This is a genomic window from Sphingomonas sp. GW821-FHT02B09 (assembly GCF_059421875.1).
This window is the reverse complement of the sequence record NZ_JBWKVV010000001.1, coordinates 470,329-483,737: the sequence shown is the minus strand read 5'-3', so window position 1 is coordinate 483,737 and position 13,409 is coordinate 470,329. Positions and strand designations below refer to the sequence as shown.

Here is a 13,409-nt window from a genome sequence, read left to right as displayed (position 1 = left end):
TCGGAAATTTCATAGCTCCCCCGGGGACGGTCAGGCCCTCGTGGCTCCGATTGACGCCCTAGGTCGGCCGCACTGCACACCGGTGACGGCGCTATTACGGATTCTAGTCAAACTGCCGATGGCATCTCGTCGATCCGTTTGCAGACATTCTTCCCGACCTGCCGGCTCGCCGAAAACGGGGGTCCGTTCATGCCGCCGGGTCTTCATCGTCCGATTTGGCGTCGATGCCGCGCGCAGCCAGCGCCTCGCGCAGCTGGCGCTGGATACTTGCCCCGTTGAGGTGGCCGTGGACGCCATCCCGTCCTTCCGCGCTCAACTGCGCGCGGATGTCGGCGACCGAATGGCAGGCCCCGGACCGGGCCAGCTGGAAGGCGCGCTCGATGGTGCCGATCTCATTGTCCCTGTTCATAGGCTCTCGTCGCTTATCCCCGATAGGTCGGTCAAATGGTTGGCTCGGTCTGCAAGCCTGGCGCATCGGTCGACCTGCGGCCCGCTTTGCGCTCGGCCGCGACGAACTCCGACGATCGCAGGTTGATGCGGTCGTACAGTTCCAGCAGGTGATTGACCTCGTCGATCACCGTCGCCTGCTCACGTCGCCAGCGATCACTCACGTCCGCCGTCGGGACACCGTCGCGGCCGTCGTGGATCGTGAAGCCCTGGTCGAGCAACCATAAGGCATCCTGCGCTCGCGAACGTTGCCGCCGCAGGTGAAACACCCATTGCTCGATGACCCCTGACGGGACCAGCCTTTCGATCTCACCCATTGCTCGCGCCTATCCGCCTTGCGCTGCGTGCGCCAGCTACGATCGAGGCCCCGCAACATCTTATGGCAAGCCGGCGACAAGGATCTCACAATCTGGCCTGACCGTCGGTGGCTCCGAATTGCTCGGGAAGGAGGAACCCAAGCCGGCGCGTAGCGCTCCGTCCGCCTGTCAGGTGGGGAAACGGACGAAGCGCCGGCACACTCTCCAGTACGCAACAGGGAGTCTGCGCTCCGGATCGCTTTCATCGCATCGTCGGATTAAGATTACGCGAAGAAGCGGTGTTCGATGCGACCGATCTTAGCCCGTCAGAAGCCACCGCTGATGATCCGCCACCAGCCTCTGAGCCGTTGCCTCCACTTGGGGCGTTCGTGCTTGGGCATAGGCTTCTGTTCGGTGTTGCGCCGCGCGCGGTTGCTGGTTGGTCGGCGAGCCATGCCGCTTCATGACCGCTGCCGATTGCATCGGTCGTGAACGTGCCGGACGGACGTGGTTCAGCTTTGCCTGAGAACGGGACGTTCGCGTCATGACGATCGATAGGACGCGTCCTGCCACGCTGGGTCAAAAGAGCAACAGGACGCGGGCTACGGCTCATTAGGGGGAATCGCGCAGCCGAGGCGATGATGATCGCTGCAACGACCGCCATCAATGATCGAGAAGCACTATAGGTGTCAGCGGATATACCTAGTTCGCCCGCCGCCGCAGCCTTGGGAAGTCCAGAAGAGGATGCCGGACCGCGGCGATCTCTATCGCCGGCTAAATTGAACGCGGCGATTGCGACGACCACCGGATCACGTGCGGCGGAGGCACGAGAAACAACTTGCGTCCGCTATGTGCGGCATGCCCGTTGTCATCCATCGTCTCGTCGGTCTGGATCACGATACGTCAGATCGATGCTTCTCATCCGGTGCAGGCTGAAGAGATGCGCGTGGGCGATCGCGGACCTGGCGCAACGCGCGCGACGCATATGCGCCTTCTCCTGTGCGCACCGCGTTTCGTGATAGATCCGAAGGGCTCTCAATTCTTCGCTTGGCACACGTCTCTCCCGGTGACGCATGCATCGTTGATGATCGAGATTATCCAGTGGTTAAATAGCCACTTTGATGATCGATACCGCTCAAATCCGTCAAATAGACCCAAGATCGCATCGATGCGATGCTCCTCTACCGACCCATAAAACCGGGCAGCCCACGCATCCGTATCGGGTCAAGTCCTGGCGGTGATGGGCACGGATACGCGACCTTCCCGCCGCGGCCTGGCATGCGTCGCACCGGCGTCGACCGCCTCGCCATGACGCGTGGCGTACAGACGGCGGAGGATCAGAGCGAGGTCGCGCTCGGTGAGGTGCGATACGGGATCGATCACCGCACCCTCGGGCAGAGGTTCGACGAAGGCGGCCAGGCGGTTGCATGCCGCACCCAGTTCCGGATCGAACGTGTCGTCGAAATCAGCCATCGGCGGAACCTACCCATTCTGCCGGCCCCTGCAAGATGATGACGTGCCTACGCCTGTTCCGCGTCCGGATCGAAGGCCTTCCGAGCCGCCTCGTCGCTTGCTTCGGCCTTGTCGTCCGTCTGGTCGGCGCGGCCGGTATCACTCTGCCCCCTGCCATCATCCGCCTTGCCGGCGCTCGTGCGGTGTTCCGAACGAGGTGCGGCCTTGTCGATAGCCTCGCCGCGGTCGTCCGCCTTCGCGCTTCCAATCGTCTGCTTGTCGTCGGGCATAAGGCTCTCCTGTTCCGCTCTCCAACGTCCAAGGCATGGATTCGGCAGCCGATCCCGAGGGCGAACCGAAATGGCGTGCAACGATCCAGGTGGAAGGGTGTACCGCAGGACCGGGCGCCTCGCCCGAAGGATAATGACAATGGCCAAAAGCCAGCACAAGTCGAACAAGGAAGCCCGCAAACCCAAGGCCGTGAAGGTCAAGACGATCGCCGCCAACGCGTCCACCAAGGATAACCCGGTCGCCATGGTCACGATCCGCAAGTAAACGGGATCCCGTCTGCCGTGAGGATCGCCGCGCAGCGTCCGTCGTTCGATCAGCCCTTCGCGGCGGTGGCGGCGAGTTCCTCGAGATCGAGGTCATGTTCGAGGTCGTGGAGCGTTTCGTCGTCGATACGCCCGGCGCGGTGCAGCCGGACCAGTTCGGCGCGGCCTGCGGTGACGGCGGCGATGATGACGTCGAAATGGCTCGCGATCGCCACGTCGCGCTCCTCGGCCGTGCCGTCGAACGCATCCGCTGCCGTCGCGCGGGTCCGGTAGCGCCGCAACAGCTGCGGGTGGATGACCGTGCCATCGGCCGCCACCGCCTCGCGTTCCACGACGGCCAGCTGCGCCCGGAACAGCATCGTCTCGGCGGCATGCAGATCGAGCGGCGGTCGCGTGCTGCCGTCTTCCGCCGGCTTCATCCTCCGGATGATCCAGCCGAGCAAGGTGCCCTGCACCAGCACGGTGACCAGGATCACGGCAAAGGCGGTGACGAGCATCAGGTCCCGCGCCGGCATCGCCTCGGGCAGCGACAGCGCGACCGCCAGCGTCACCACGCCGCGCATTCCCGCCCAGCTCATCACCACCGCCGCGCGTGGCCCGAGCGGTTGCCGTCGCGTCCACCCGATGCGACGAAGGATCGCGAGGCCGGCATCGACACCGAAGATCCACAGGAAGCGCGCGACGATCACCGCCGCGACGATGAGCAGCACGGGCCGTGCCATCGTATCCACCACCATGCCGAGCCCGCCCACGCGGTCGAGCAAGCCCCGGAACGACAGGCCGATAAGCAGAAAGACGGCAGCTTCGAGCAGAAATACGAGCACCTGCCAGAACGCCAGCGCCCGGATGCGCACGCGCGCGTCGAAGACGACGTGCTGGAACCAGCCGCAGGTCAGGCCCGCGGTGACGACGGCGATGACACCGGAGACGTGCAGCCGTTCGGCCGCGATATAGGCGCTCCAGCAGACCAGCACGGTCGCCGCGATCATCAGCGTATCGTCGCCGAGCCGGCGAAGCAGGGCCACCCACAACCCGCCGATCGCCGCCCCAACCGCGATGCCGCCTGCGACCAGCAGGAAGAAGGTCCCGGTCGCCGCCCCCAGATGGAAGCCGCCGGTCAGCACCGCCGCCACTGCGAACCGAAACAGGACCAGCCCGGCGGCATCGTTCAACAGGCTTTCGCCTTCGAGCAGCGTGGTCAGCCGCCGCGGCAGCCTGACCCGCTGCAACACGGCGCGTGCCGATACCGCGTCGGGAGGCGACAGGATCGCGCCCAAAGCGACGCAGGCGGCCCATGGCAATTGGGGCATCAGCACCTTGGTCACGATGGCCACGACCGCGGTCGTGAAGAAGACCGCACCGACCGCGAGCGACAGGATGCCGGCCATGTGCCTTCGAAACGGTGCGATGGCGGTGAACCACGCACCGTCCATCAGCAGGGGTGGAAGAAACAGGACGAGGACCAGTTCCGGGTCGATCGCGATCCCCTGCACGCCCGGAACGAAGGCCACCGCGCATCCGCCGACGATCAGTGCGGCTGCCGGCGGCAGCGACACGCGCCGAGCCAGATAGTGAAGCCCGACCACCACCAGGAACATGCCGATGATCAGCTCGAAGTTCGCCGCTGGATGCACGGGGCCGCCCTTTCCTACTCGTCAGGTCATGCTGTGCAATCTGCCCCCAAGGCGGTCAACGTGACCCCCGCAGCATTTCGGGGCCGCACGCCCATCTCCCTGTTTCCCGACGTGTAGCGACAAGCGTGGAATGGGCGGGGCGGATCGATCGACATGGAATGCCCCGCCTTTTAAGGACGATCTGTATCCGCGACAGGGGGCTGACCTGCACTTTCAAGACACGCGCCGGGCCTTGTTACGGTCCGCCATGCTGACCCCAGTCGGGTTCTGGACGGCAGCGCATGCGCGGCTTGCCCCGGTTGCGGCGGCAAAACGGCCACCTCGTGCTGCCGGCGAGGCTGTTGAAAGTCCTGACGGCACGCGACGAACTGGCTTTGACCGTTCGGATCAGAGAGACGGAGTTTTAAGTCCGGCCCAGATGCTCCTTGACGGCGTTCAGCGCGCGCGAAGACGTCGGCCTCGACCGGAAAGGCGGACGTTCCTTCCCACGGACATTACTTCCGGGTCCATTCCGCGAAGCAGCGCGTTGGGTTTATACAGTCGCTTTTCCGATCCGGGCGGAGCTCCTGGTCATACGGAGAAGAATCATGCGCGCATTATGCTGGCACGGTAAGGGCGATGTCCGCGTCGACACCGTCGCGGACCCCGAGATCAAACATCCGCGCGATGCGATCATCAAGGTCACGGCCTGTGCGATCTGCGGGTCGGACCTCCACCTGCTCGACGGCTATCAGCCCACGATGGAAGCCGGCGACATCCTCGGCCACGAGAATATGGGCGAGGTCGTCGCATTGGGCTCGGAAGTCACCAATCTCAGGATCGGCGACCGCGTCGTGGTGCCGTTCACGATCAGCTGCGGTGACTGCTGGTTCTGCCGCAAGGGTCTGTTCGCCGCCTGCGACCGGACCAACCCCAATGCGGAGATGGCCGCCAAGGCGATGGGCCATTCGCCCGCCGGCCTGTTCGGCTTCAGCCACATGCTGGGCGGTTATTGCGGTGGGCAGGCCGAATATCTCCGGGTACCCATGGCGGACATCGGCCCGATCAAGATCCCCGACACCGTCACCGACGATCAGGCGCTGTTCCTCTCGGACATCTTCCCGACCGGCTACATGGCCGCCGAGAATGCGCAGATCGAACCGGGCGACACCGTCGCCATCTGGGGCTGCGGCCCGGTCGGTCAGTTCGCCATCCGCTCTGCACTGATGATGGGCGCGGGTCGCGTGATCGCGATCGACGAACTGCCCGAACGGCTCGCCATGGCGGAAGCGGGCGGCGCCGAGACGATCAACTTCGCCGAGACCGACGTTTACGACGAACTGCAGGCACGGACCAAGGGACGCGGCCCCGACAGCTGCATCGATGCGGTCGGCTGCGAGGCGGCGGGACATGGCGCAGCCGATGCCGTCATGGACAAGGTCAAGGCCAGCATGATGCTCGCCACCGATCGCGTTCACGTCCTGCGCCAGGCGATCATGAGCTGCCGTAAGGGAGGCACCGTCTCGGTGCCCGGCGTCTATGTCGGCATGGGCGACAAGCTGCCGATCGGTGCGGCGATGAACAAGGGCCTGACCATCAAGCTCGGCCAGACCCACGTGCAGCGCTACACCAAGCCGCTGCTGGAGAAGATCGTGGCCGGCGAGATCGACCCGAGCTTCGTCGTGACCCATCCCGCCAGTCTGGAGGACGCACCCGAAATGTACGCCAAGTTCCGCGACAAGGAAGATGGCGTCATCAAAGTGGTGATGCGCCCGCACGGTTAATTGCTGCGCCGTGCGTATCGGTCTGCGTCCGCTTCCTATTGGAGGCGGACGTTCTCCGGGATTCACCTATGGTCGTTCGGAGGAGGCCTTGGGCTGCCGATATCGGACGATCGTTTATGCGTTTCGTTGGGTTTTCGCTCAAGAACAAGGTAGCATACTCACCATTCTCGATCGATATTCCGACCGATGTCAGGACAGTCCACGATTCAACCTACCGCGCCCGGCCCGCTCTTGCCGGGGAGCCGTGGCAAGAAGGTCTGGAGGATCTGGCAATCCGCCACCGTGCCTCCGGCGCAGCGCGCGATGACACTGGCGAGGTCGCGTCGCAACGCGACGAGGTCCGCGATCTTTTGGTCGATTGCGTTCAGATGCCGTTTGGCCAGTTCGTCGACCTCGCCACAATCCCGATCCCGCTCTATCGCCATGTCCAGCAATGCGCGGACTTCATCGAGCGAGAAGCCGAGGTCCCGTGTCCGCCGGATGAAGCGGAGCCGCTCCAGATCAGCGGGACGGAAGGCCCGATAGTTTCCGTCGGTCCGCGCCGGGGCGGCGATCAGCCCGACCCGCTCGTAATAGCGGATCGTCTCGACCGTCGTCCCGGTCTCCCTGGCGAGCTTGCCGATCGTCAAATGGGTCACAGCGCGATCCCCAACCTCGAGGCGGACACCGTCATCGCCGTATAGAGCAGTACCGTCACCGCGCACCCGGCGGCCAGAGCCCACCAGACAGGCACGCCGCTGCGGATCAGGAACGGGATGACGAGGAACATCGGCAACGACGGCAGCACATACCAGAAGGTCGCGCTCGCATGGGCTGCCAGGCGATCGGGATCACCCGTGTCGTGCCACAGCCACATCATGCCGAGGATGGAGACGAGCGGCAGCGAAGCGACGAGAGCGCCGAACCCCGGGCTGCGACGCGCCACCTCGGATACAGTGGCGACGATCACACCCGAGAGCAGCGACTTCACGACGAACCACATCATTCGCTTGACCCTGTAGTAGCTACAGGGTGCATATAACCTGTCGGACGCACTTCGCGAGGGACGACGGCCATGGCTTGCGGCGGTTGCGGCAGAACCTCGGACGAGAGGGGGGCTGCCGAACGGGGTTACACGGTGCCGGCAGAATGCTAGGCACAGCCATGCGCAAGCTCGTGCCCCTCCTGGCGTGCCTGATGCTGGTCCTGACGGCCTGGGCCGGGATGGCGCATGCCGCGGAAGCAGGCGGCGTCGAGATGAGCAGGACCGAGACGGCCGTCCATGCACCGGGCGATGGCGACGAGGTGCCTGCCGACGCGGACAAGGCCTACCCCCACCATCACGCCAGCTGCCACGAGCACCACGCGGACACGCCGGTCGTCGGGACGATGATCGGCCGGACGTTCGTCGCATCGACGATACCGCCCGCAGTGCGCAGCCGTGCGCTGAGCGGACACGACACGGAAGCCGGCCTCCGACCGCCGCAGGCCTGACGCGTCGATCGGGCGCGTGCGCACGCGCGTCCGGGTCACTACCGTCGGGAGCAATTCATGCATCGCATCATCGCGGCCGTTCTGGCGGCCGGCGCCTGCGCATCGTCGTCGCAGGCCCAGACCGAACAGACCGCCGCCGCAATGCGGGTCCTCACGCTGGCCGAAGCGATCGACCGGTCAGGCGCGTCGTCGCCGTTCCGGGACGTGGCGGCCGCGGGTATCCGCGCCGCCGAAGCGCAGCGCCGCCTCGCCGGCCTCCGCCCCAATCCATCGATCGTCGGCGAGGCGGAGAACGTCGCGGGCACCGGCCTCTATCGGGGACTGCGCTCGTCGGAGACGACGCTCGGCGTCGCGCTGCCGGTGGAGCGCGGCGGCAAGCGTGGCGCCCGCATCGCCGTCGCCGACGCGCAGATCGAACGTGCCGGCCTGCAGGCGGAGATCGCGCGCGCCGACCTGCGGCTGCGGGTGACGCAGACCTACACCGCCGCCGCCGCCGCCCAGCGTCGGGTTTCCATTGCGGAGGATCAGGTCGGCATCGCCGCCGAGGTCCTGCGTGCCGCCCGCGTCCGGGTGCAGGCCGGTCGCGCATCACCGCTCGAGGAGCAGCGCGCCGACGTGGCGCGCATCGCCGCCGCGGGGACGCTCGAACGGGCACGCCGGTCGGCGGCGGTGGCCTCCGACAATCTCGCCCGGCTGCTCGGCATGCCGGTGGGCCGGCTCGACAGCGGCTGGTTCGACGCGGTGTCTTCGGTCGGTCCGTCGCGGCCCATGACGCCGTCGGCATCGCTGACCGTCGCCGCGGCGCGTGCCGACCTCGACACGGCCACGGCCCAAGTCCGTCTCGCGCGCAGCCAGCGCGTGCCCGATCTGACGGTCAGTGCCAGTGCCCGCCGGCTGGAACAGACCAACGACGTCGCGGGCGTGTTCGGCATCTCCATCCCGCTGAACGTCTTCAACAACGGGCGAGCGAGCATCGCCCTCGCCGAGGCGCAGCGCGAGGAGTCTGACGCACGGCGGCGCGTCGCGCTGCTCGACGCCGAGCAGGACGTGGCCACGGCGCAGGCCGAGGCGGAGAACGCCGCGACGACGGCACGCAACGCCGCCGGACCCGCGCTCGCCGCCGCGACCGAGGCCGCCCGGATCGCCCGCATCGGCTACCGCGAGGGCAAGTTCGCACAGCTCGACCTGCTCGATGCCGAGCGCACGCTGCTCGAAACCCGCACAACCGCGATCGATGCGCTCGCCGCCCATCACGATGCGCAGGCACGGCTGGAACGGCTGACCGCCGCCGCGCCGCTTTCCAAGGACGATCACCGATGAACCGCATCCTGAAGACCGCGATGCCGGCGGTCCTGACCCTCGCCGTCACCGGCTGCGGCCGCTCGGCCGAGCCCGCCGAGAACGCCAGTGAGGCAGGCGAGACGAAGGGAGCGGCCAGCGGCGATCCGACGACCGCCACGCTCTCGGCGCAGCAGATCGCCGACGCCGGCATCGAGGTCACCCGGCCGACCGTCGGCGGCGTCGCCGGGGCGATCGAGCTTCCCGCGACCATCGAGGGCGACCCGCAAGGCGTGCAGGTCGTGTCGGCCGCGATCGGCGGCCGCCTGGTCGCGCTGACTCGCAACCTCGGCCAGCCGGTCCGCCGCGGCGACACGCTGGCCGTCATCGAGAGCCGGGAGGCAGCAAGCCTCAACGCCGAAGTGGCAGCCGCACGGGCTCGCTCCGCGCTCGCACGATCGAATCTGCGCCGCGAGCAACGGCTGTTCGCCGAACGCGTATCGCCCGAACAGGACCTCGTCGCCGCCCGCACCGCCGCGACCGAGGCGGACATCGCGGTGCGTCTCGCCAATCAGCAGCTGTCGGCCACGGGCGGGGGCGCCGGCGCTCTCAACCGCATCACGGTGCGCTCGCCGATCTCCGGCCGGGTGATCGCCCGCTCCGCGACGCTCGGCCAGCAGATCGCCGCCGACGCCGAGATCTTCCGGGTCGCGGACCTGGCCAGAGTGTCGGTGACCATGTCACTGGTACCGGCCGATGCCGGTCACGTCGCGCCGGGCACCCGCGTCGAGGTCACGTCTGCCGGACGGCGTCAGGACGGCCGCGTGACCTTCGTCTCGCCGATCCTCGACGAGACCACCCGCCTCGTGCCGGTAATCGCCACCATCGACAACGTCGGTGGCACCTGGCGCGTCGGCGAGACCGTCGGCGTCTCCGTGCTGCTGCCCGCCAAAAGCGATCGCAGCGTCGCCGTGCCGTCGGCCGCGGTGCAGATGATCGGCGACAGGCCGCACGTCTTCGTGCGGACCCCGTCCGGGTTCAGGGCGATGCCGGTGACGCTCGGCCGCACCAACGGCGGCTCGGTCAGAGTCACCGCCGGGCTGACCGGGGAGGAGCGCATCGCCTCGACCAACTCGTTCACGCTCAAGGCCGAACTCGGCAAGGCGCAAGCGAAGGACGAGGACTAGGCCATGGTCGCCCGCCCCGTCCTCGCCGGCATCGTCACCTTCGCCGTCGAAAAGCGCTGGCTCGTCCTGCTGCTGACCGTCGCCGCGGCACTCGCCGGGGTGTTCGCGATCCAGCGCCTGCCGATCGACGCCGTCCCCGACATCACCAACAATCAGGTGCAGATCAACGTCGTGGCGCCCGCCCTCTCGCCCGACCAGATCGAGAAGCAGGTCGCCTTCACCGTCGAGACGGCGCTCGCCGGCATTCCCAGCCTCGCATACACCCGGTCGCTCAGCCGCAATGGTTTCGCGCAGGTCACCGCCGTCTTCGACGAGGGGACCGACATCTATTTCGCGAGGGCGCAGGTCGGCGAGCGGTTGCGCACCGCCGCGGAGACTCTGCCCGACGGGGTGAACCCGGAGATGGGACCGATCGCCACCGGACTCGGAGACATCGTCATGTGGACGGTCGAGTATCGCGAGCTCGACGAAGTCAATCACCGCAACGGCGAACCCGGGCTCCAGAAGGACGGCAGCTATATCACCCCCGAGGGCGACCACCTCGTCACGGCCGCCGACAAGGCGACCTACCTGCGCACCGTCCAGGACTGGATCGTCACGCCGCAGCTGAAGAGCAGCGCCGGCCTCGCCGGGGTCGACAGTCTCGGCGGCTACACCAAACAATATCTCGTCGTCCCCGACATCCAGCGGATGGCGGCGATGCGGATCACGCTGCAGGATCTCGCCACCGCGCTGGAGCGCAACAACAGCAGCGCCGGTGCTGGCGTCGTGAACCGCAACGGCGAAGGCCTTGCCGTTCGCGTGGACGGGCGCGTCCGCAACGCCGACGAACTGGCGCGCACGGTGATCGCCACGCGCGAAAGCGTGCCGATCCTGCTCAGCCAGATCGCCACCGTTCGTACCGGACAGGCGTTGCGTATGGGGTCGGCATCCGAGAACGGCCATGAGGTCGTCGTCGGCACCGCGGTGATGCGGATCGGCGAGAACAGCCGCACCGTCTCCACCGGGGTCGGCGAACGGCTGAAGCAGATCGGCCGGGCGCTGCCCGTCGATGTCGTCGTCAAGCCGGTGCTCGACCGCACCGAGCTGGTCAACGCGACCATCGCCACCGTAGCGCGCAACCTGGCGGAGGGCGCGCTGCTCGTCATCGTCGTGCTGTTCGCGCTGCTCGGCAATGTCCGCGCGGCGCTGATCGCGGCGCTGGTGATCCCGATCACCATGCTGCTGACCAGCGTCGGCATGCTGCGCGCCGGCGTCTCGGCCAATCTGATGAGCCTCGGCGCGCTCGACTTCGGCCTGATCGTCGACGGCGCCGTCATCATCGTCGAGAATGCGCTGCGACGGCTCGGCGATGCCCAGCACGGCCGCCCCGCGCCGCTGCCGCTCCGGCAGCGCCTCGACCTGGTCGCGGCATCGGCGCGCGAGATGATCCGCCCGTCCGTCTACGGTCAGGCGATCATCATCCTCGTCTACGCGCCGCTGCTCACCTTCACCGGCGTCGAGGGCAAGATGTTCGAGCCGATGGCGCTCACCGTCATGATCGCGCTCGTCTTCGCGTTCATCCTGTCGATGACCTTCGTACCGGCGGCGATCGCTTGTCTGCTCGGCCGACCGGTCGACGAGAAGGAGAGCCGGATCATCGGCTGGCTGCGTCGCCGCTACGAGCCGGGCCTCGGCAAGGCGATGGGGCGACCGGGGGCCACGCTCGGCGTCGCCATCGGTACGCTCGCGCTCGCCGGCGTCGCCTTCACCACGTTGGGACAGGAATTCCTGCCGCAGCTCGACGAGGGCAACATCCTCGTTCAGGCGGTGCGCATCCCCGGCACCTCGGTCGACCAGAGCCAGGCGATGCAGTTTCGGATCGAGAAGATGCTCGCCCGCCAGCCCGAGGTGCGCTTCGCTTTCTCGCGGACGGGGACGTCGGAGATCGCCTCGGACCCGATGCCGCCGAACGCGACCGACACTTTCGTCATCCTGAAGCCGCGTGCCGAGTGGCCCGACCCCGGTCTCGGCAAGGAAAAGCTGGTGGAGCGCATGGCGCAGCGGCTCTCGACGCTGCCCGGCAACGCCTATGAGATCACCCAGCCGATCCAGATGCGCTTCAACGAACTGATCGCAGGCGTGCGGGGCGACATCGCGGTGAAGGTCTTCGGCGACGACTTCGGCGGTATGACCGACGCCGCCGGCCGCATCGCCGCCATCCTGCGCAAGACGCGCGGCGCCGTCGACGTGCGGGTCGAACAAACCGAAGGGCTGCCGATGCTCGACATCCGCCCCAACCGCATGGCGATGGCGCGGATCGGCGTCACCGCCGGCGACGTGCAGGATACCGTCAGCGCCGCGATCGGCGGTCGCGAGGCGGGCGTGATCTTCGAGGGCGACCGGCGCTTCCCGGTCGTGATCCGCCTGTCGGACGCGTCCCGGTCGGATCTGACCAAGGTGGCGCAGGTGCCGGTGCCGACGTCGGCCGGCGGCTTCGTGCCGCTGTCGACGGTGGCCGACATCGCGGTCGTCGACGGGCCGAACCAGATCAGCCGCGAGAACGGCAAGCGCCGCGTCGTCGTGCAGGCGAACGTCCGCGACCGCGACGTCGCCGGCGTCGTCGCGGAGGCACGTGCGGCGATCGACGCGCAGGTGAAGATGCCGCCGGGCACCTACGTCGCATGGGGCGGGCAGTTCGAGAACCTGGCCTCGGCGCGCGACCGGCTGTTGTTCGTCATACCCGTCTGTTTCGCCGCCATCATGCTGCTGCTCTACGGTGCGCTCGGCTCGGTGCGCGACGCAGCGATCGTCTTCACCGGCGTGCCGCTGGCGCTGGTCGGTGGCGTGCTGGCCCTGACCTTGCGGGGCATGCCGTTCTCGGTATCCGCGGCGGTCGGCTTCATCGCGCTGTCGGGGATCGCCGTCCTCAATGGCCTCGTGATGGTGTCGTCGATCCACGACCTGATGGCCCGGGGCATGGACCGGGTTCAGGCCGCGCATGACGGTGCGCTCGCCCGGCTTCGCCCGGTCGCGATGACGGCGCTGGTGGCGTCCCTCGGCTTCGTGCCGATGGCGCTGGGCCATGGTGCGGGTGCGGAGGTGCAGAAGCCGCTGGCCACCGTCGTGATCGGCGGCCTCGTTTCGGCGACGCTGCTGACCTTGTTCGTGCTGCCGACGCTCTATGCCCGCCTCGGCGGGGGGAACGCGACGCATGTTGGATTCTTGCGGGAAACCCGATCGGGGAGACGCTAGAGAGGTGACCGAATACCCGTTCGATGCTTGCGGTCATCCTCGAACTTCACACAATGATCCGAGCGACCATTACCGAACAAACCGCCGCTCG

The 13,409-nt window shown here is 67.4% G+C and carries 13 protein-coding genes; 6 read left to right on the top strand and 7 right to left on the bottom strand.

The window, feature by feature from the left end; translation table 11 throughout:
- Window positions 1-187: 187 nt before the first annotated feature.
- The 4 genes from AC07U4_RS02155 to AC07U4_RS02140 all read right to left on the bottom strand — a co-directional run bounded on the left by AC07U4_RS02155 (window position 188) and on the right by AC07U4_RS02140 (window position 2,485).
- Window positions 188-409, bottom strand: coding sequence for a hypothetical protein (locus tag AC07U4_RS02155; RefSeq protein WP_495194284.1), 222 nt, complete (start codon window positions 407-409; stop codon window positions 188-190).
- A 31-nt stretch (window positions 410-440) separates the two neighbouring features.
- Window positions 441-764 (bottom strand): hypothetical protein, encoded by a 324-nt coding sequence (locus AC07U4_RS02150; RefSeq protein ID WP_495181228.1) that lies wholly within the window; start codon window positions 762-764, stop codon window positions 441-443.
- 1,203 nt (window positions 765-1,967) lie between these two features.
- Window positions 1,968-2,216, bottom strand: a complete 249-nt coding sequence (locus AC07U4_RS02145) for a hypothetical protein (RefSeq protein ID WP_495194283.1) — start codon at window positions 2,214-2,216, stop codon at window positions 1,968-1,970.
- 47 nt (window positions 2,217-2,263) lie between these two features.
- The gene (locus tag AC07U4_RS02140) at window positions 2,264-2,485 is read right to left on the bottom strand and encodes a hypothetical protein (RefSeq protein ID WP_038665293.1); all 222 of its coding nucleotides are present in this window, start codon (window positions 2,483-2,485) and stop codon (window positions 2,264-2,266) included.
- Window positions 2,486-2,624: 139 nt separating this feature from the next.
- Here AC07U4_RS02140 and AC07U4_RS02135 point away from each other — a divergent pair, with 139 nt between their 5' ends.
- Complete coding sequence (locus tag AC07U4_RS02135; RefSeq protein WP_257015405.1) at window positions 2,625-2,750, top strand: hypothetical protein; 126 nt, start codon at window positions 2,625-2,627, stop codon at window positions 2,748-2,750.
- Window positions 2,751-2,799: 49 nt separating this feature from the next.
- Here AC07U4_RS02135 and AC07U4_RS02130 read toward each other — a convergent pair whose 3' ends face one another.
- On the bottom strand, window positions 2,800-4,383 hold the full coding sequence (locus AC07U4_RS02130; RefSeq protein ID WP_495194282.1) for a Na+/H+ antiporter: 1,584 nt from the start codon (window positions 4,381-4,383) through the stop codon (window positions 2,800-2,802).
- 587 nt (window positions 4,384-4,970) lie between these two features.
- On the opposite strand from AC07U4_RS02130, the gene AC07U4_RS02125 reads away from it, so the two are divergent.
- Entirely contained in the window at window positions 4,971-6,146 is a 1,176-nt protein-coding gene (locus AC07U4_RS02125; RefSeq protein WP_038665288.1) for a zinc-dependent alcohol dehydrogenase, read from the top strand.
- 206 nt (window positions 6,147-6,352) lie between these two features.
- Here AC07U4_RS02125 and AC07U4_RS02120 read toward each other — a convergent pair whose 3' ends face one another.
- Both AC07U4_RS02120 and AC07U4_RS02115 read right to left on the bottom strand, forming a co-directional pair.
- Complete coding sequence (locus tag AC07U4_RS02120; RefSeq protein WP_495194281.1) at window positions 6,353-6,784, bottom strand: MerR family transcriptional regulator; 432 nt, start codon at window positions 6,782-6,784, stop codon at window positions 6,353-6,355.
- Entirely contained in the window at window positions 6,781-7,131 is a 351-nt protein-coding gene (locus tag AC07U4_RS02115) for a DUF3147 family protein (protein ID WP_495194280.1), read from the bottom strand. The genes AC07U4_RS02120 and AC07U4_RS02115 overlap by 4 nt, the downstream gene beginning before the upstream one ends.
- A gap of 158 nt (window positions 7,132-7,289) precedes the next feature.
- Here AC07U4_RS02115 and AC07U4_RS02110 point away from each other — a divergent pair, with 158 nt between their 5' ends.
- From AC07U4_RS02110 to AC07U4_RS02095, 4 genes are read left to right on the top strand one after another with little or no spacing between them, the layout of a single operon-like run.
- A complete protein-coding gene (locus AC07U4_RS02110) occupies window positions 7,290-7,619 on the top strand; it encodes a hypothetical protein (protein WP_495194279.1) in 330 nt (109 codons plus the stop codon).
- A gap of 57 nt (window positions 7,620-7,676) precedes the next feature.
- Window positions 7,677-8,939, top strand: coding sequence for a TolC family protein (locus AC07U4_RS02105; RefSeq protein ID WP_495194278.1), 1,263 nt, complete (start codon window positions 7,677-7,679; stop codon window positions 8,937-8,939).
- Window positions 8,936-10,084 (top strand): efflux RND transporter periplasmic adaptor subunit, encoded by a 1,149-nt coding sequence (locus tag AC07U4_RS02100; protein ID WP_495194277.1) that lies wholly within the window; start codon window positions 8,936-8,938, stop codon window positions 10,082-10,084. Before AC07U4_RS02105 ends, AC07U4_RS02100 begins: the two co-directional genes overlap by 4 nt.
- A gap of 3 nt (window positions 10,085-10,087) precedes the next feature.
- Entirely contained in the window at window positions 10,088-13,318 is a 3,231-nt protein-coding gene (locus AC07U4_RS02095) for an efflux RND transporter permease subunit (RefSeq protein ID WP_495194276.1), read from the top strand.
- The last annotated feature ends 91 nt before the right edge of the window (window positions 13,319-13,409 follow it).

Excerpts from the sequence above, each read along its gene's own strand:
- AC07U4_RS02135 (WP_257015405.1), top strand. The coding sequence starts at position 2,625 with ATGGCCAAAAGCCAGCACAAGTCGAACAAGGAAGCCCGCAAACCCAAG.
- AC07U4_RS02155 (WP_495194284.1), bottom strand. The coding sequence starts at position 409 with ATGAACAGGGACAATGAGATCGGCACCATCGAGCGCGCCTTCCAGCTG.
- AC07U4_RS02125 (WP_038665288.1), top strand. The coding sequence starts at position 4,971 with ATGCGCGCATTATGCTGGCACGGTAAGGGCGATGTCCGCGTCGACACC.
- AC07U4_RS02150 (WP_495181228.1), bottom strand. The coding sequence starts at position 764 with ATGGGTGAGATCGAAAGGCTGGTCCCGTCAGGGGTCATCGAGCAATGG.
- AC07U4_RS02110 (WP_495194279.1), top strand. The coding sequence starts at position 7,290 with ATGCGCAAGCTCGTGCCCCTCCTGGCGTGCCTGATGCTGGTCCTGACG.
- AC07U4_RS02095 (WP_495194276.1), top strand. The coding sequence starts at position 10,088 with ATGGTCGCCCGCCCCGTCCTCGCCGGCATCGTCACCTTCGCCGTCGAA.
- AC07U4_RS02100 (WP_495194277.1), top strand. The coding sequence starts at position 8,936 with ATGAACCGCATCCTGAAGACCGCGATGCCGGCGGTCCTGACCCTCGCC.
- AC07U4_RS02145 (WP_495194283.1), bottom strand. The coding sequence starts at position 2,216 with ATGGCTGATTTCGACGACACGTTCGATCCGGAACTGGGTGCGGCATGC.
- AC07U4_RS02115 (WP_495194280.1), bottom strand. The coding sequence starts at position 7,131 with ATGATGTGGTTCGTCGTGAAGTCGCTGCTCTCGGGTGTGATCGTCGCC.
- AC07U4_RS02105 (WP_495194278.1), top strand. The coding sequence starts at position 7,677 with ATGCATCGCATCATCGCGGCCGTTCTGGCGGCCGGCGCCTGCGCATCG.
- AC07U4_RS02140 (WP_038665293.1), bottom strand. The coding sequence starts at position 2,485 with ATGCCCGACGACAAGCAGACGATTGGAAGCGCGAAGGCGGACGACCGC.